Annotated in this window: 16 protein-coding genes; 6 read left to right on the top strand and 10 right to left on the bottom strand. The window is 57.0% G+C overall.

The window, feature by feature from the left end:
* Positions 1-93 precede the first annotated feature (93 nt).
* The gene (gene dctP / locus KO499_RS08815; RefSeq protein WP_215983322.1) at positions 94-1,191 is read left to right on the top strand and encodes a TRAP transporter substrate-binding protein DctP; all 1,098 of its coding nucleotides are present in this window, start codon (positions 94-96) and stop codon (positions 1,189-1,191) included.
* Here dctP and KO499_RS08810 read toward each other — a convergent pair.
* From KO499_RS08810 to KO499_RS08800, 3 genes are read right to left on the bottom strand one after another with little or no spacing between them, the layout of a single operon-like run.
* Complete coding sequence (locus tag KO499_RS08810) at positions 1,165-1,968, bottom strand: mechanosensitive ion channel family protein (RefSeq protein WP_215983321.1); 804 nt, start codon at positions 1,966-1,968, stop codon at positions 1,165-1,167. The genes dctP and KO499_RS08810 overlap by 27 nt on opposite strands.
* Positions 1,969-1,978: 10 nt before the next feature.
* Complete coding sequence (locus tag KO499_RS08805; RefSeq protein ID WP_228339791.1) at positions 1,979-3,247, bottom strand: hypothetical protein; 1,269 nt, start codon at positions 3,245-3,247, stop codon at positions 1,979-1,981.
* 34 nt (positions 3,248-3,281) lie between these two features.
* Positions 3,282-4,121: a 23S rRNA (adenine(2030)-N(6))-methyltransferase RlmJ gene (locus KO499_RS08800; RefSeq protein WP_215983320.1), complete on the bottom strand. Its 840-nt coding sequence runs from the start codon at positions 4,119-4,121 to the stop codon at positions 3,282-3,284.
* A gap of 183 nt (positions 4,122-4,304) precedes the next feature.
* Here KO499_RS08800 and KO499_RS08795 point away from each other — a divergent pair, with 183 nt between their 5' ends.
* The 5 genes from KO499_RS08795 to KO499_RS08775 all read left to right on the top strand — a co-directional run bounded on the left by KO499_RS08795 (position 4,305) and on the right by KO499_RS08775 (position 10,559).
* Positions 4,305-5,600, top strand: a complete 1,296-nt coding sequence (locus KO499_RS08795) for an imelysin family protein (protein ID WP_215983319.1) — start codon at positions 4,305-4,307, stop codon at positions 5,598-5,600.
* A 2-nt stretch (positions 5,601-5,602) separates the two neighbouring features.
* Positions 5,603-7,009: a di-heme oxidoredictase family protein gene (locus tag KO499_RS08790; protein WP_215983318.1), complete on the top strand. Its 1,407-nt coding sequence runs from the start codon at positions 5,603-5,605 to the stop codon at positions 7,007-7,009.
* Between the two features lie 9 nt (positions 7,010-7,018).
* Complete coding sequence (locus tag KO499_RS08785) at positions 7,019-8,053, top strand: imelysin family protein (protein ID WP_215983317.1); 1,035 nt, start codon at positions 7,019-7,021, stop codon at positions 8,051-8,053.
* Positions 8,054-8,066: 13 nt separating this feature from the next.
* Positions 8,067-9,161, top strand: a complete 1,095-nt coding sequence (locus KO499_RS08780) for a DUF1513 domain-containing protein (protein ID WP_215983316.1) — start codon at positions 8,067-8,069, stop codon at positions 9,159-9,161.
* 84 nt (positions 9,162-9,245) lie between these two features.
* Entirely contained in the window at positions 9,246-10,559 is a 1,314-nt protein-coding gene (locus KO499_RS08775) for an MFS transporter (RefSeq protein ID WP_215983315.1), read from the top strand.
* Positions 10,560-10,573: 14 nt separating this feature from the next.
* Here KO499_RS08775 and KO499_RS08770 read toward each other — a convergent pair whose 3' ends face one another.
* The 7 genes from KO499_RS08770 to KO499_RS08740 all read right to left on the bottom strand — a co-directional run bounded on the left by KO499_RS08770 (position 10,574) and on the right by KO499_RS08740 (position 18,529).
* Positions 10,574-10,939 (bottom strand): DUF4870 family protein, encoded by a 366-nt coding sequence (locus KO499_RS08770; protein ID WP_215983314.1) that lies wholly within the window; start codon positions 10,937-10,939, stop codon positions 10,574-10,576.
* Between the two features lie 68 nt (positions 10,940-11,007).
* Positions 11,008-12,648 (bottom strand): methyl-accepting chemotaxis protein, encoded by a 1,641-nt coding sequence (locus KO499_RS08765; RefSeq protein ID WP_215983313.1) that lies wholly within the window; start codon positions 12,646-12,648, stop codon positions 11,008-11,010.
* A gap of 221 nt (positions 12,649-12,869) precedes the next feature.
* Complete coding sequence (locus KO499_RS08760; RefSeq protein WP_215983312.1) at positions 12,870-14,882, bottom strand: PhoX family protein; 2,013 nt, start codon at positions 14,880-14,882, stop codon at positions 12,870-12,872.
* Positions 14,883-15,075: 193 nt separating this feature from the next.
* A complete protein-coding gene (locus tag KO499_RS08755; protein ID WP_215983311.1) occupies positions 15,076-15,372 on the bottom strand; it encodes a hypothetical protein in 297 nt (98 codons plus the stop codon).
* Positions 15,373-15,462: 90 nt separating this feature from the next.
* Positions 15,463-15,714: a hypothetical protein gene (locus KO499_RS08750; RefSeq protein WP_215983310.1), complete on the bottom strand. Its 252-nt coding sequence runs from the start codon at positions 15,712-15,714 to the stop codon at positions 15,463-15,465.
* A gap of 233 nt (positions 15,715-15,947) precedes the next feature.
* Positions 15,948-16,727, bottom strand: a complete 780-nt coding sequence (locus tag KO499_RS08745) for a crotonase/enoyl-CoA hydratase family protein (protein ID WP_215983309.1) — start codon at positions 16,725-16,727, stop codon at positions 15,948-15,950.
* The gene (locus KO499_RS08740) at positions 16,727-18,529 is read right to left on the bottom strand and encodes an acyl-CoA dehydrogenase (RefSeq protein ID WP_215983308.1); all 1,803 of its coding nucleotides are present in this window, start codon (positions 18,527-18,529) and stop codon (positions 16,727-16,729) included. Before KO499_RS08740 ends, KO499_RS08745 begins: the two co-directional genes overlap by 1 nt.
* Positions 18,530-18,550 lie beyond the last annotated feature (21 nt).

Below are 18,550 nucleotides of genomic sequence, written 5' to 3'. Positions count from 1 at the left end.
GCAATCGCACCCTGTTACCCACGGCCGGAGACATTCTTGTGTTAACTTGTACACCAATATCAAACAAGGATTGAGAGAACTGGAGTCCCCGCTATGCCTATCACCCGTTTCAGGTTCTGGTCACTGAGTATCACTCTGGCCATGGCGTTGACCGGTTGTTCAGACAGTCAGACCTCTGGCAACGGGGATGCCACCAGCACAGGGACGGATTATCCGGTAACCTGGCGCTTTGCCCTGGAGGAAATCGAGGGTAGCGTTCAACACGCCTATGCCATGGCCCTCAAGGAGCGCATTGAAGAACGCTCTGATGGAAAAATTGAAATAGACGTCTTCCCTTACGGCTCTCTGGGAACCTCGACTCAGCTCACTGAATTGGTCCGCAACGGTTCGGTAAGCCTCACGTTCGCCTCTCCCGGTCATCTTGCCGATATCGTTCCCGAGGCAGGCCTTTTCATGCTGCACTATGTCATGCCCGAGGACGCCGACATCACCCGCCAGCTGCTGGCAAGCCCGGAATTGCTTGAACTGTTTGAACAACCTTATGCGCAGCAGAACATGAAACTGCTGAGCTTTGTTCCCGAAGGCTGGATGGCCTGGACCGCCAACAAACCGCTTCGAACTCCGGACGACTTCAGCGGGCTTCGAATCCGGACCATGACATCCAATATGGCCGCAAAAACCTTTCGGGTCTACGGCGGAGAGCCTACCCAGACCCCCTATTCACAGGTATACAGCGACCTACAACTGCGCAAGATAGACGCTCAGAGCAATCCGGTATTTGCCATTGAAGAAATGGACTTCTATGAAGTCCAGAGCACCTTGACGCTCGCCCGGCCGGCTCAGTTCGTTTCCTCTGTCGTCTCAAACCCCGAGTGGTATAACGCCCTGCCGGAAAACCAGCGGCGATGGCTGAACAAAGGCCTCAGTGATGTTGCTGAAGTTGCCTGGAAAACCCAGGAAGATCTTAACCAGAACCGGCTTGAAAAAATGCTTGAGGAAGGACAACTATCGGTTGTACGCCTCACCAATGCCGAACGGGATGTCTTCCGTCAGGCCAGCATTCCGGTACGTGACTTTTATCTGGAACGCACCGGGGAAAACGGACAACGAATACTCGACACGCTGCTCCGGATGATCACGCAGCTTGAACAAGAAGCCCCGCTATCAGTGTCCTCCGGTGACCGGAGCTGAAACAAAATTGACGCCCTCGTCGGCAAGCGCCCTGGCGCCCCTGGCCGTCAGCTCTGAAATAAACCGGAACTGGTTTTTCACTTCCACCGGATAGGCTTTCAGTCGATAACACATGCCCCAGGAAGTATTGGAAACCACAACAACGACAGGCCGGAATGTCCGTGTATGGGGACTCGTGTAGGCCACATCCCTCAACAAGGTCATCACTCTGCAGACATCATGGTGAGGCTCAAGATTGAATTCAGCCACACACATCAGGTTATCGGTGCCATCGTTGGCATTGGCGATCACGGATTCCCAGAGTTTACTGTGGGGAATCACAAGAACCGTATCATCTGGGGTAACCAGCTCCGCCGAACGCATACCAATCGAGCGGACCTCGCCATAGTTGCCATCCACCTCGATCCAGTCACCGGGACGATATGGCATCTCGTAGAGAGTAACGATGCCCGCAATCAAGCTGGTTCCGTAATCCTTGAACGCAAAACCCACGACCAGACCCAGAGCGCCAAAAATGGCCACCATATTTTCGAATGATGGTTCAATCAGCGCGGGTACTACCAGTACGATAGCTCCCGCAATAATAACCAGCCGCAGCAAAGGCACTGATGCCAGGAGGTAGAAGCGGGGTTTGCCACCCAGCTTAACGGCAATCTTCGGGAGCAGCTTTTGAACAATCAACGTCAGGCAAGCCGCTATAAGCACAATCATCAGTGCTTCAAGTAACGCCCCGGAAGAAATCGTCGCGAACATCTCCTTCAAACCCGAATCGTTCATGGCCCCACTCCTAAAAAGGATCTACCGGAAAACCCCAGCTTTGCAGATGTCGGCGAACAGAGGGATATCCTGACGCGAGAACCTGCCAACAGCCGCCGGATTGCCCACGTCCGATTAATTCCGAGCGGGCTAGCCGGGTCAACACGAACCCCAACTCGTACTCCGGAATGCCCGTTACCAGAGCAAGCCCTGAATCATCCAGACCGTCGTGCAACAACAGGGCATGGAGAACCAGACCAATCTTGTCGCCCTGCGTCTGAGGCACAGCGGGAAGCCTTAACTGGTCAAAGGGCACAACCCAGACCCGGGAAGCACGGGGCTCGGCACTTGCCGTCTGCCCGGGTTCCCCGCTATCTGCCTGCTCCTCGGGTCGCGACCTCAGCGCACGCCGCCAGATGGCCAATGCAACACCCGGATTGCCCCGAGCTACCGCAGCTAGTTCCCGAAGGAACCCGTTACGCTTATTTTTTTTCCCCTGGGACGGCTCTGACACAGGCAGTACATCGGCACCATCATTGGCCATCCGCGCAGACACCGGAGCCTGACCGCCACTGGCGGCAAGATTCTCAAACCAGGATCCAAGGCTGACAGCATCCATGGGTTCGGGTGTTAACGGGGAAAAATGGACGTCTTCGATATAACTGGACCAAAACTGCCAGCACCAACTCGAACAACCTACGATTCCCGGCGCCAGACCGCCAGCAGCAATCCGCCGCAACAACTCGCGAATCAGCGAAAGCCCGGACAAATGCCGAAGCCAGAAGTCACCCAATTCAGCAATAACCCACGGCCTGGAAAGATCCTGCTGGTCCCACCAGTCGCGGGCGCTCTGGTCATCCAATAACAGGTTCTCGGGCGGCGTTATCAACGTCCAGGCACCGGACTCTCCACCCGACACCGGCTCCAGCTCCGGAAAGCAGGCGAGTGCCGAACGGACGCCCCAGAAAGGGGGCGCCACCAGAAATCTGATGTCCCGCTGACCGCCTTCTTCCGACCACAGAGCATCAAAGGCGTTCGAAATCTCTTGTGCTACCGAGGCATAGTCCGGAGCCGGAGCCAGGGTCTGTAATCCCGACCGGGATAGTTCAGGCAAATCGTCCAGGTTTTCACATGCCTGATCGGCTTGCTTTGCCCCCACCCGAAGCTGCGCCAGATATTGTTGAAACGCATCCTTGACCGAGCGGCTTACGGATGTTTCCGGCACTTTCCAATGAGTGATGGGAATGAGCCCCAGGGGCGGCGATGAGCTTCCTGTTTCTTCCACTCGTCGTTCTGCCAATCCGTATGCTCCTTCAAGTCGTCCACCAGCGTGTCTATTCAGGCACCAGCCACTCCAGATCATGATCAATATTCATCACATCAGGCCCGGCAATATCGATCATCATTTCGGACAGTCGGCTATCAAATCCCCACGGTGGGTTCACCACCAGCATACCGGAACCCGTCATGCCTCTGTCCGGAGGTTTTCGCAAATGAACTTCACTGCACAACACCTTCCGAACCCCGGTGGCGCGAACGGACTCTTTCAGTTGTTCCTGCAAGCCACTGGTAAGAATGGGATACCACACAAGATAGACTCCATGACGACACTTTCGCCATGCTTTCTCGAGAGTTTCAGCAACCTCGTGATAATCCGATTTGATCTCGTACGACGGATCAATCAATGTCAGCAGGCGCGGCTGCCTGGGTGGCAACTGCCGGAGTAATCCCGCCAGGCCATCCTGCCTGAGCACCCGAACGGAGGCTTCAGACGCCCAGCCGGCGAGCTGCTCACCCTCCGAGGGATGGAGTTCAAACAGAGTGAGCCCATCCCCGGAACGAAGAAAGCTCTGGAACCACGCCGGAGAGCCCGGATACACGGAAAGCTCTCCACTGCCGGCATTGAATCTTGTCAGAACGTCCAGAACCGGCATCCAGTCCGCTGACCGGAGCCCCTCCCGGGCCCGCCACAATCGCTGGACTCCGTCATCGGCCTCTGCCGTCTTCCGGGCCCGTTCACTGCGCAAATCGTATACCGCACTGCCGGCATGGGTATCAAAACAGGCGATGTCGGACGCCTTTGCCTGCATCATGGAGAGGACTAGCGCCAATGCCCCGTGTTTCTGGACATCAGCGAAGTTGCCGGCGTGGAAGGCGTGCAGATAGCTCAGCATAAAAATAGCTCCTTGGTAACGGAGCCATTAAGCCCGATCACGGCCACATAGAGCAAGAACCTCATCCTGTCGCACGCATCAAACACTCCCTCTTCCAGCTTGCCTTTCTGCCGGCCGGCAATCATAATCCTTAACGCTAATCCTTCCTATTTGCACCACCATTAACAGATTATGGAGAAAGGAATGACTTCCATGTTTCGCCCGGCTCCGCTGGCGCTTACCATTACGGCCCTCTTGACCGCCGGCTGCGCAAACACCCCCTGGTCCGCCGAATCCCCCAGTCCGGCCACCAAGGCATCCGTTGTGAGTCACTATGCAGATCTCGCGCATGCCAACTACCAAGACGCGCTGATCACAGCTCGTGCACTGGATGAGGCAACCGACCGTTTGATCGCCAACCCGACAGAAGCTAACCTGAGAGCGGCCAAAGACGCCTGGCTGGCAGCGCGGGTTCCCTACCAGCAGACAGAAGTCTTCCGCTTCGGCAACGCTATTGTTGATGACTGGGAAGGTCAGCTGAACGCCTGGCCTCTGGATGAAGGGCTGATTGATTACGTCAAAGCCGATGACTATCAGCACGAACTCGGTAACGGTGGTGCAACGGCCAATATCATTGCCAACACCAGTGTCAACGTCGGTGGTGAGACACTCGACGTAACCACTCTGACGCCTGGGCTGCTAGCAGACCTGAATGAAATCGGCGGCTCTGAGGCCAACGTGGCTACCGGCTACCACGCCGTAGAGTTCCTGCTCTGGGGGCAGGATCTGAACGGTTTTGAACACGGCGCGGGCGAACGTCCGGTGACCGACTACGCCGTCGGCGCTGAGTGCACCAATGGTAACTGCGAGCGCCGCGGTGAATACCTTGATGCGGTGACTGATCTGCTGGTGTCCGATCTCGATTGGATGGTCGCCCAGTGGGCGCCGGGTGCCACTGACAACTATCGTGCCCAACTGACTGCCGCCGATGCTAACGAAGGCGTCCAGAAAATGCTGTTTGGCATGGGCTCTCTGTCCCTGGGGGAACTGGCAGGTGAACGAATGAAGGTCGCTCTTGAAGCCAACTCCTACGAGGACGAGCACGACTGCTTCAGTGATAACACTCATAACTCTCACTACTATAACGGCAAAGGCATTCAGAACGTTTACACCGGCACCTATCGCCGCGTGGATGGCAGTCTGGTATCAGGCCCGTCGCTGTCTGACCTGGTTCAGCAAACGGATCCGGAGCTGGACGCCCGCCTGAATCGTCAGCTGGAAACCTCCATGGAAGCCCTCGGTCTCATGAAGGCCCGGGCAGAGAGCAGCAGCAATCCTATGACCTTCGACACCATGATTGCCCCGGGGAATGCCGAGGGTTCCCGAATCGTCAACGGCGCTATTATGGCGCTGGTTGCGCAGACCGGTTCCATTGAGGAAGCCGCTCGGGATCTGGGTATTGAAGCACTGTCTCCAGATGATGCCGGACACGCGTTCTGACTATGATGCGACCGATGGCTCTAATGGGTGTGCTGGCAATCGCCAGCACACCCACCCTTGCCCAGACTCACGCGGGATACCCTATCCAGATGACCCCGGCCACTGGTGGCGAGGGGACTGTGGACCAGGCAGATACCAATGCCTATTCACTCCCCCAACGCAACTTGTCCATGACCAAACGGCTGGATTTCAGTGTCGGCAACAGTTTCTTCCGTAACCCCTGGGTGGAAGCGCCGGCAAGCACAGACGCCCGGGATGGACTTGGCCCCCTGTTCAACACCAATTCCTGCCAGGGATGTCACGTCAAGGATGGTCGCGGTCACCCGCCCGGCGTGGATGAACCCCCCGTATCCCTGTTCCTTCGACTGGCGGTACCTGCAGACCCTGACCGTGATGCAGACATCCTGCGAAAGCATGGTTTCAAACCGGCACCAGTCTATGGCAGCCAGTTGCAGACCGCGGCATTGCCCGCCGCCAAGCCGGAGGCTGATCTGGTTATCGAGTGGCGGCCGGTTAAAAAAACACTGGCCGACGGTACCGTGGTGGAACTGCGCAAACCGGTTTATCGCATAGAGAATCCGAACTATGGACCGCTTCCTGACAATCTTCTGGTCTCACCCCGTGTAGCACCCCAGATGATTGGCATGGGTCTGCTGGAAGCCATTCCCATTGACGATCTCAGGGCTCTGCATGACCCTGACGATACCGACAACAATGGGATATCCGGAAAGCTGAACCAGGTCTGGGACCTGGCAACTGAACAAACGCTGCCCGGTCGTTTCGGCTGGAAAGCCGCAGAACCAGACGTGCACCAGCAGAGTATGGGAGCCTTTGCAGGGGACATGGGACTGACCTCGTCCCTGAAGCCTGCCACCGACTGCACCTCCGAGCAGCGTTGCGAACGCTTTACCCATGGCGGTGAGCCGGAGGTCAGCGACAAGGTGGCCAACTTTGTAACCTTCTACGCCCGGAGTCTGGCGGTGCCGGCTCGCCGGAATCTGGACTCGGAATCGGTACAGAAGGGCGCGAAACTTTTTAATGAGATCGGCTGCGCCGGCTGTCATACCCCCAGACATCAAACCGGTGAAGTTGCCGATCGCCCGGACCTGAGCAACCAGACTATCTGGCCCTACACCGATCTGTTGCTGCACGATATGGGCCCTGCCCTGGCAGACGGCCGCGATGAGTTTCTGGCCAACGGCAATGAATGGCGTACACCACCACTCTGGGGCACCGGCCTGGCGCAGGTTGTAAATCCCCAGTCAGGTTTCCTGCATGACGGGCGCGCCCGTACACTGGAAGAGGCAGTCCTGTGGCACGGTGGAGAAGCTCTACCCGCTGTCGAGCAATACTCACAGATGCCCGCGGACGAACGCTCAGCCCTGATTGATTTCCTGAATTCACTCTAAGGATCTGCCATGCAACCGATTACCAGGTTTCTTTGCATCTCTACCCTGGCCGCCACGTCGTCTTTAACCTTGGCCAGTACTGCAGATACCGAGGCTCGCCAGCAATGGCATGAGGCCATTGCCGGCGGCTATCAGGCTCTCACAGTCGAAACCCGCGAACTGTCAGATGCAGCCCGCAACTACTGCCAGGCACCCACCGAGAAGAGCCGGACACTTGTCGAGAGTGCCTGGCTGGATGCTTTTGTGGCGTGGCAGCGGGTACGCTTTGTCGATTTTGGCCCGATCGAGACCGACAATCTCGCATGGCAGTTCCAGTTCTGGCCCGATCCGAAAAACCTGGTTGCCCGGAAAGCAGGCTACCTTCTGGACAACGACTCCACGATCACCCCTTCCGTGATCCGCGAGTCCGGTGTCGCGGTTCAGGGCTTTCCGATGATGGAATATCTGTTGTTCGACCAGGAAATGAACACAGGCAACAACTCACTGCCCGCCCCTCACACCTGCGAGTTGCTGACCAACGTTGCACTGCACGCTGCGACGAACAGTCAAACCCTGACTGACCAATGGAGCGCCTTCAAAGCGCACTATATTGAAAACGAACTGTACCGCGACACCACCATTCGCGCGGGCATGGCAGCACTGGAAATTCTGGAAGAACGTCGACTGGCAAGACCCATGGGGCTCAGTGGCAATGGCAAACGCAACCCCTACATCACAGATGCCTGGCGCAGTGGCAAGAGTCTGGCGACCGTGGAAGCCACTGTGATTGGTTTACAACAACTGTACCTCCCCGGACTGACCCTACTACTGGAGTCCAAGGAGGAAACCGGGTTGGCGAACCGTATTCGCAATCAATTTGCCGAGGTTCAGGACAACTTCCCTGGCGCCCGCATGCCCATGACAGCAGCGCTTGAAGCCGACGACCAGTACCGGACCCTGCAAGGTCTGTATGTGGACATTTCTCAACTGACCAGCCTGGTGAATGATGAGGCAGCCGTCGCCATCGGCGTGGTCCGGGGGTTCAACTCAAGTGATGGCGACTGAGGAAACCGCCGCCATGCCCCAGAATCGCAGAGCGTTCCTGAAAACGACGGCCGCAAGCAGTCTTGCTGTCTGCCTGACCGGCTGCTCGCTGCTGCCTCGCAAAGCAACCGGGCAACCGGAACACTATGCCGGTGCCATTGGGCTACCGGATGGCCGTTTCGGCGTCAGCGCTTTTAATCGCAGCGGCGACATCCTCTGGCAGGCGCCGGTTGAGAGCCGGTGCCACAGCGGTTGCAACAGACCGGATCACTCGGAGCTTCTTATCTTCGAACGCCGTCCCGGGTGGTCCTTTTACGTGTTCGATGCCAGCACCGGAGATCGGAAGCACCACGTAAAAGCAGAACCGGGAGAGCACTTTGTCGGCCATGGCGTATTCTCACCTGACGGCCGCTGGTTATACGTCACTGCCAGCCGTTACGAACCAGGCGAAGGCATAGTGGCTGTCTACGACGCCCACCGGAACTACCAGCGAGCCGACACCTTTGACCTGGCTGGCGTTGGCCCCCACGAACTCACCCTGCATCCCGATGGCGAAACGCTGGTGATTGGGCTCGGCGGCATTCTGACCCATCCTGATTACGACCGCCTGAAGCTCAACCTGGACACCATGCAGCCGGCCCTGCTGCTGATGAACCGTCGCTCCGGCGACATCGTCGGGCGTTTTCAGCCCGACCATCATCAGCAAAGCGCCCGACATGTAAACGTCGGTGGCAATGGCAGGGTTTATGTGGCCTATCAATACCAGGGGCCTCGTTATGAGACGCCCCCGCTGCTGGCGCGCCTGGAAGACGGGAAACTGAGAGAATACCGCTTTGACCAGGATACCCAGAAGGCTCTGGCTAACTATATCGCCAGCGTGGTGGCTCATCCGGAAAACGATCTGGTCGCCGCTGCCTCACCCGTTGGAGGCACCATCGTGGTGTTCCGGGGCAGTACCGGAGAGCTCGTCAGCCGGGCATCTATCCCGGACTGTGCCGGCGTCCAGGCGCTAACCGGTGGCGACTTTCTGGTTTCCTCCGGTCGTGGCAGGCTCGTTCAGGTGGGCGCAGGTAAACCGGCTCGCGAGATTGCGACATTGCCTGTCTACTGGGATCATCATCTGGTCTGATCCACCGCCCCTGCCGTAAACCGGGCTTAAGGATACCGGGCCACACTGGTATCCTTCTGAATTCTTTTCCCGGAGGATTGCGGTTTGCCCGAGCGCAAAAAGGACACCATTGACCAGCTGTACAGCCTGATTGCCAACGAAGAAGACGCACGGGTCTGTAAAGACATCCCGGATGACGCCTGTCGCGAGGTACCCCGAAATTTTTTCCTGATTCTGGCCAGCAATGTACTGACCAAGCTCGGTGATCTTCTGATCAGCCCGAAAACCGTTCTGGCCTGGCTGATGAGTGCCATTGGCGCCCCGGCCCTTGTGGCCTGGCTGGTGCCGATCCGGGAATCCGGTTCACTGGTTCCGCAAATGGTCATTGCAGCCTGGGTACGCCGCAAACCTGTCCGCAAGTGGTTCTGGACCCTGGGAAGTTTCGGACAGGCCGCCAGTGTTGTGGCCATGGCGGCCAGTATCTGGTTTCTTGAGGGTTATGCAGCCGGCTACGGGATCATCGTTGCTCTCATCGTGTTTTCCCTGGCCCGCGGATTCTGCTCGGTGTCCATGAAAGACGTTCAGGGCAAATGCATTCCGAAAACCCGCCGGGGGAGGCTCGGAGGACTTGCTTCCACGATCGGCGGCACGGCCACCGTCGTGCTGACCGCCCTGCTGTTCTGGGAACGGGGCGACCCCACCATTGCCTTTTACACGATACTTCTGCTGTTGGCCGGTGTGCTCTGGGTTATTGCCGGCTTCCTGTTTGCCGGGGTGGAAGAGTACAACGGTGAAACCGGTGGTGGCGGCAATGCCATCAACGAGGCATTCCGGAGTCTGTCACTGCTCCGCGATGACGCTCCCTTCAGAAACTTCGTGATCACGCGGGCGCTGCTGCTCTGCTCGGCACTGGCATCTCCCTACTTCGTGGTGCTGGCACAGAAAGAGTCCGATATCGGTTGGATGCTGGGTGTCTTCCTGTTGGCCAGCAGCCTTGCCAGCTCTCTCAGCGCCAGTTTCTGGGGCTGGGCTGCGGACACCTCCAGTCGCAGGGTCATGATACGCGGTGCCGCTATGGCCAGCGCTACCTGTCTGGTCGTTGGTGTTACCGCATGGCTTGTGGGCACTGAGATTGGCAGTGTCTGGTTCTACCCGGTTGCATTTTTCATTCTGAGCATCGCCCATGCCGGGGTACGATTGGGACGTAAAACCTATCTGGTGGATATGGCCGGGGGTAACAAGCGCACCGATTACACGGCTGTGAGCAACACGGTGATTGGCGTTCTGTTACTCGTCACCGGCGGACTCACCGCGCTCGTGTCGATGATCTCGCCGGTGGCCGTCATTATCGTTCTCGGCCTGATGGGGCTGGCGGGCACGCTCAGTGCCCTGCGCCTGAAAGAAGTTACCGAAGACTGATCACTGGCACCCGCTCAGGAGGGCGCCTTGCCATCATTCAGGGCCAGGGCCCCCTTGACGATCCGGTAGATGATCCAGATGGAAATGCCAAGAAGAATAAACCAACCGATGATCAGCGCTGTCGTCACTACACCGATGACCGTCCAGAGAAGACCGATCCAGAAGGTGCGGATCTGCCATCGAAAATGTCGTTCCACCCAGGTATTGCGAACATCGTCCAGTTTGACGTAATTGATGATAACGCCCACCAATCCGGTAATGCCACCGACGAAAAATGACAATGCCTGAAGGATATAAACCACGACCGCAAGATTGCGGGCCGGGTCTGAACGACGGGATGCGGGATCCGGGTCAGCAGGAATAAACTCCGGTTCACTCAAGGCAAGCCTCCTCTTGGATTGTTAACCTGAGTCTACCACAGCCGTCACAGGCGAATATCCCGGGACGATCAGTGATTGTCCGGACGATATCCAAGCCGGAAACCACCCCAGTGCTTGCCATTCACATAAATCGGCACAGATAGGTCATGCATGATCTCCCCGGTATCCCGACGATAGGTTTGCAGCAGCATATCTTCGGTATGCTGACCACAACGAATGCCGGTCCGATCGTTGAACAGCCGCTTGCTTCGGCTCTTGAGCAGATCAATCTTCGGATCTCCGGTCGGCGCATGAGCGAAGTCCCGGTTATGGGTGGGCACATACCCGTCCGGGGCCGCGGCAATGGCAAAGACAATGGCATCGTGGGCGTTCTTCACCTGTTCCTGGACAGTTGGCAGGTACTGATCGGTAAATTTGTCGAAGCTGCTGGAATACTTCTGTGGCTGGGTGTTCGGTACAGGAGACCGGGCCCTGTCAAACAACGCGCCTTCAGAAAGCTTGCCATCACGGATGGCCTGTTCGAAGAGCTGCCCAATCTGGTCGGCACCTGCTTTCGCCTGGTCAAAGAAGGGTCGGTGAAAGCTGGCCTCACTGTTCAGCGCAAATGAGGCATTGGCTTTTTCGGCAAGCTCCATCAAGGTTGAGGCCTGCTCTGCCAGTGACGACACACTGGAATCGCTTTCGGAAATCTGGTCACGCACCGTTTCGATGGCAGAAAATACCTGGGCCAGACTCTGCTCATTGCTCTGGTCAATTTCTGCGATCCGGGCGACTTGCTGCTGAACCAGCCCGGACTGATCGCTGATCTGTTCCAGGCGCTCGCCTACGCTCTCCACAGAGGTCAGCCCCTCTTCAATGCTCCCGGCGAGTTCTTCAATTCGGGACACGATCAGTTTGGTATCGGACCGGATTTCCTCCAGGGTTTCGGCCACTTCGCCCGTCGCCTGAGCAGTTCTGCCGGCCAGTTGGCGCACCTCATCGGCCACAACCGCAAAGCCGCGTCCCTGATCCCCCGCGCGGGCCGCCTCGATGGCCGCATTCAGGGCAAGCAAATTGGTTTGCTCGGCGATACTCTGAATGGTGGTGGTCACACCCTGGATCTTGTTGGACTTCTCATTCAGCTCCTGGATCAGCCGCAGATTTTCCCCCGACTGCCGGTGTACGGCCCGAACACTGTCAATGGCCGACCTCAGGGCCTCCCGCCCCTCCGTACTGATCTGCCTGTTCTGCAGCGCCATAGTGGCAGCATCGGTTGCCTGTTCCGAGGATTCTCTGACCGTCTCGGTAATCTGACCCGCGTAATCCGCCATCTGGGCGGTTTCCTCAACCTGACGGTCCAGCCGGAGCTTCAGCTGATCCGCGGCAAAGGAGACCTGCGCTGCAGAAATCGCGTTCGTATCAGCACTGCCGGAGAGTGTTTCGACGAGGGCTCGCCCTGCCCTTGCATCGGCAAGCAACTGGCCACATCGGGCCTGCAGAGGATGCTCATCAGGGAGAGTACCGGAGTTCAAGTCCTTGATACCTCGCTCCATAGGCTCCAGCACCCGGACAATCAGGTAGCCTCCAGCGGCCACCAGGCCAATCACGAACCCGATGAGAACAGACGCAACGTCGAGACCTAACACCGGAGCCACCGCTGCAGCAATAACCGCCACAAGAACGGCAAATGCCATCCCCCAGCAAACTGAAGTCCGATCCAAAAACCCCATGAAAACCTCATCTTTCTTGTTGCTACTGCACGCATATTGTTATTAAAGGCCCATTTGGAGACTAAAGAATTGGAATGGGTTTTAAACTCATACTTTATGAGTATTTAACATGCATATCGACGAAAGATGGCATTTCTGAAACAAAAAAACCGCAAATCCGACTCACCCTGCTACGGAGTGGGCCGGATTTGCGGCGTTCAGAGAGTTACTTCGGTGTTGGCTCAGGCGCCAATGACACCACCGTCATCCCTGGTAACGATGACCGTGGCATCGCGTGGCCGAGGATCACTGGAATCCGGCCAGTTGCCATCCGGATGCTGGATGTTGACAAACATTGTCTTCACATCCGGTGTGGAAACTACACCTGTCACTTCGCAACCCTGGGGACCAACGAAGAAGCGCTTGATTTCACGAGTCTCCGGGTTGGCTGCCAGCATCATGTTGTTCTGATACGGCGCAGCATCTGAACCGTCAGTCTGGATCCAGAGGCGGCCGTTGTAGTCAAACCAGAGGCCATCCGGGCTGTTGAAGATATTGTCGTCGGTCAGCGATACGACGGTCTCGCCGTCAACCACCGTTTCGGTACCCTGCTCACCGGCGAACACGAAGATATCCCAGTCGAAGCTGACAGCGGTGTGATCGTTGCCTTCTTCGGTCCAGCGGATGATATGACCAGTCTGGTTCAACGCGTTAGGGTTAGCGGCGTTTACATCATCGTAACCCGCTTTGCCACGATTCGAGTTGTTGGTCAACGTGAAGTACACCTGACCTGAATTCGGGTCTACCGCACCCCATTCAGGACGATCCATGGTAGTGGCGCCGGCAATGTCGGCAGCCAGACGGGTGTTCAGCAGCACGTCGGCCTGGTTTTCAAAACCATCGAACTGGATATCTCCCACCGTGGTGCCCTGTGCTGCCGCAACTTTGGCTGCAAAGTCTGCATCATCCAGGTCCAGAGACAGCCAGTCACCAGAGCCGTCCTCATTGAAACGAGCCACGTAGAGCGTGCCTTCATCCAACAGATAACCACCAGCCGTAGCCGCATAGTATGGCTGTGACGACACAAACTTGTAGATGTACTCGAATCGGGAATCATCACCGGAGTAGCACACCACGGGCTCGCCTTCCGTGACCGGTGCAAAAATGACTCCTTCATGCCCGAAGCGGCCCAGTGCGGTGCGTTTCTGCGGCTTGCTTTCCGGGGTGAACGGATCAATCTCCACCATGTAACCGTAGGTGTTTGCTTCATTGCGGTAATCGTCGGCAGCCGTTGCGCCCTGCGTGCTCACATTGAATCGGATGTACTTGTCTTCGGCGCTGTCTGCCAGTTCCCAGTCATAGCGACTGGAGCTGGCAACTCCGTGGCGGATCTGCTCGCGAGGCTGTGTTGCATCGCTATTGGCGAAATAGCCGTGCCAGTTTTCCTCAGCGGCGAGGTAGGTACCCCAGGGCGTCGGACCCATTGCACAGTTGTTGAGAGTCCCACGGGTCGCGGTCGCGTCCGGGCTATATTTGGTAATCAGTTTGCTGTAACCGCGAACCGGGCCACGGATGTCCATTTCCGTGTTGCCTGTGATACGGCGGTTGAACGCGCTACCAAAAACAATATCCCAGGTGCCGTTGGCATCACGCTTGATGTGTACCACAGACACACCATGAGCTGCGATTTCCTTGCGCACTTCATCCGCCGGGCGCATGTCATTGACATAGGTAGCGCCGTTGGCGTGTAACGCGCCCTGGTTAATGTACTCGTGGTTCATCACCAACAGCCCTTCACTGGAGCTGTTACCGCCAGCTTTCAGATCGATCGGGAAAAAATGCACGCCGTCATGGTGCATACCCATCTGCTGTTCCTGTTCCAGCCCCGTGTTGGTACCGTCCGGCTTGTACTCTGGATAAGATCCGGTAATGGGGGTGCCCCAGGGGAGGAACGCTTCAGAAGAGTAGCCCTCAGGAACCACTACCTCGTTGGCCGTGGAGGTCGGTACTGCCTCGAAGCCGATATCCGTGTTGGAGACATTGCCTTCGGTACTGCTGTCATCGCTGTCACTGCCGCAACCTGCCAGTCCCAGCCCCATCACACTAGCCAGAGCAGCACCAACGCTGCCTTTCATGACTGTGCGGCGCTGCATGCGTGCCGCCAGAACCTGGTGGAAGGGAGTGTTTTCAGAATGGTTAACTACCGGCTCGTAATTGGGATCCAGATAATTGGGATCCAGGTCGTGCTTAGCCATATTATTGCCTCTCTCACAGAACAGCGGGTCAATGTTGTAGAGAGGACAGTGTCGGCGGGAAATATGACAATATGCGTAAATTTAAAAGACAAACACGTTAACGTTCTCTTACAGACCTGACGTGCAGTGTATCAATGGGAGGGCGCTGACCGCCCCCCGACAGCATTCGCCGCGGGGCGATCACGAAACTCAGTTACTGCTGGGTGGCTTCGTCATAGCTCTCTTCAATGGAATCGCCGGCTTCGTCTGCGGCATCTCCCATGGCATCGGCGGCATTCTCTGCACCTTCCTGCAGCTCACCCATGGCACTTTCATCCTGACCGGTGGCTTGTTCAAACGCCTCTTCGGTGGAATCCGCTGCGTCGTCCATCATGTCTCCGGCGTTATCCGCAGCCTGCTCGACATCAACCCCTTCGTTGTCTTCCGAACCGCAGGCCGCAAGGCCGAGTGTGAGAATCGTCAAAAGCGCAGTCAGTGTGAGCTTGTTCATACCATATCCCTCTATTGGTAAGTATTTACAACGCTGCACAGGGTACGGATGGGTCGGACCCGAGGCAATTACCGGTCAATTACCCTTTCGTTATCCGGAACTGTCGGATATTAACTGACCATCGATGGTAATGACGTGATCAAACGGGAGCATAGTGCCACGCCCAAGCAGCAAAAAATCCTGCCCTGCACGGCTGAAAAGATCGCGAATGACATCATGAACAAGACAAACCTGACCGGCACTGTCGCGATAGACCACCTCGATGAGTGTGCCGGACGACAGGTATTCTCGAAGCACTGTCTGAACAGAGCATGAAGCAGTAGCAAATGAGGGATTAGGCATGGCTGATTCTTCCTTGTGATCAGGCTCTTCTTGTCTGAATGAGTCTGGCCCAGAATTCCGCTTTCTGCCAAGGAAAAACAGCTTGTCGTTTCAAACCGGGATTTCTACCGAGCCGCCCCTGACATTACCAGATTGCCCGATAGAAATTGCCCATAGGAGTTTGGGAACCCGGCGGTTTCAGCTCTGAAAGTATCGTCAGATCTGTTTAGCCCGGTAAAACCATTACCTCCCGGTCATTTACCTTTAAAAATCGCCTCTCGCCGTTCCATAAAAGACTGAATCCCCTCTTTCACATCCTCACTGGCCATTACCGGTTGCAGATCCGGGAACAGACGCTGTTTCGCGACCTCCTGTCCTTCGCAGACGGCAATCTTTGAAGATTTGAGGCTACCACGGACGCCCAAAGGGGCCGCTCGGGCGATCTTCTCGGCAATGTCCAGAGCAACGCTAAATTGTTCTCCCGGCTCAACCAGTTCCTGAATCAGGCCCCACTGATACGCCTGCTCCGCGGTCCACTCATCACCCGTCAGCAGGTATCGCTGGGCATTACCCCAGCCGATTTCCCGCTGCAGTCGGATGGTTGCACCACCACAGGCGAAGATGCCGCGCTTCACTTCCAGTTGGGCAAAGCGGGTGCCTTTGGCGGCGACGCGCACATCGGTGTTGAGCATCATTTCCACGCCACAGGTGAAGCATATGCCCTGGGCGGCGAAGACCACCGGTTTGCCAAGCGCCTGACCGGTGATATGGAAGGGGTCCAGTTCACCCTCTGCCGGTTCTATGCCCTTGCCATTGGCAAACACGCCGGCCCAGTCATCCAGTTGCAGGCCACTGGTGAAGTGATCGCCTTCGGCGTACATCAGGCCGACCCGCAGCTCGGGGTCGTTCTCAAGCTGGTAATAGGCCGCCGCAATCTGGTGGTACATCTCGCGGTTCATCGCGTTCATTTTTTCCGGGCGGTTCAGCCCGATCAGCAGAATGTGATCTTTCTTTTCAACGTTAACAAGGGCCATCAGAACCACTCCGTCTTCATGTTCAGGCAGGTGTCGTCCTGGTTTCTCAACAGAACCAGATCCTGGGCCACGGTTGGCAGTTCCCAATGGAAGAAGTACTGGGCCGCCTGCAGTTTGCCCTGGTAAAAATTGCGTTCATCATCACTGTTGGCGGACCCCAGTGCATGAGCGGCGGCATTAGCCTGACGCAGCCACATCCAGGCCACAATGATGTGACCGAACAGATGCAGGTAGCAGGAGGCGTTGGCCAGGGATTTATCAACATCACCGCCCATCAGGGATTTGCCAAGGCTTTGGGTGACTTTCACCGCCTGCTGCAGGGTTTCACTCAGGGACAGGGCCCATTGCTGACACCGGTCGGTGGTGGCTGCCTGCAAATCCACCTGCATTTCCTGCATCAGCAGTTGCAAGCCATGGCTCTGATCCTGCCAGATCTTCCGGCCCAGCAGATCCAGCGCCTGGATGCCGTTGGTACCCTCGTGAATCGGGTTCAGGCGGTTATCGCGCCAGCACTGCTCTACCGGGTACTCCCGTGTATAGCCGGCGCCGCCGTATACCTGAATGGCGAGATCGTTAGCCTTGGGACCGTATTCCGACGGCCAGGCTTTGATCACAGGGGTAAGCAAATCCAGCAGCTTTCCAGCTTCTGCCCGTTTCTGCTCGTCCGGATGGGTGTGCTGGTCGTCCATCAGCCGGGCACCATAGAGGCACAACGCCAGACCGCCCTCACTGTAAGCTTTCTGGGCCAATAACATACGACGCACGTCGGCATGTTCGATGATCGGCACCTGCGGGGATTCCGGATTTTTTTCGCTGGCTTTGCGACCCTGCAAACGGTCTTTGGCGTACTCAAGGCTGTGCATGTAACCGCGATAACCGATCACAGCAGCGCCAAAACCGACACCAACCCGGGCTTCGTTCATCATCTGGAACATGTATTTCAGGCCCTGATGGGGCTCACCCACCAGATAGCCGTGACAGGGCGCGTCATCACCGAAGCTCAGTGCTGTAGACGTGGTGCCCCGGTAGCCCAGCTTGTGGATCAGACCGGCAAGGCTGACGCCATTGCGCCCGGTGGGATTGCCCTCGTTATCTACCAGGAATTTCGGAACGACGAACAGGGAGATACCCTTCACGCCCGCAGGAGCGCCTTTGATCTTGGCCAACACCATGTGAACGATATTATCGGTGATGGATTGCTCACCACCGGAAATGTATATCTTGGCACCCTTGATCAGGTAATGACCTTCGTCGGTGGGCGATGCCGAGGTACGGATATCGGCCAGGGAAGAGCCGGCATGGGGCTCTGTCAGAGCCATAGTGCCACTGAACCGGCCGCTGAGCATATGCGGCAGGAAGGTGTTTTTCTCATTCTCATTGCCAAAGACCCGGATGAGATTCGCCGCGGCAGTCGTCAGGAACGGGTAGCCGGCGGTACCCGGATTGGCGGCGGTAAAGAATCCATTGCACGCAGCCATCACGGATTCGGGAAGTTGCATGCCGCCAAGCTCATAATCATACCGGCCAGCGATAAAGCCCGCCTGTGCATAGGCGTCAAAGGCTTCCTTAACCTGCGGCAGCATCTCGACCTGACCGTTGACGAATTTCGGCTCGTCCTTGTCGGCAGCACTGTTGTGGGTAGCGAATTTCTCCCGGGCCATTTTATCGGCAGTTTCAATGACGGCATCGAATGTGTCGCGGTTGTGTTCGCTGAAGCGCTCCCGGGTGATGAGGTTTTCGGTATCGAGAACTTCGTATAGCTGGAACGCCAGGTCGCGGCGGTCGATCAGGGTGTCGGTCATGCTTGGTCTCCTGTTTGTTGT

Source organism: Marinobacter sp. F3R08 (assembly GCF_018860425.1).
In the GTDB taxonomy this organism is placed as follows: domain Bacteria; phylum Pseudomonadota; class Gammaproteobacteria; order Pseudomonadales; family Oleiphilaceae; genus Marinobacter.
The sequence above is the reverse complement of the archived record's forward strand: the minus strand, read 5'-3'. Positions and strand labels throughout refer to the sequence as shown.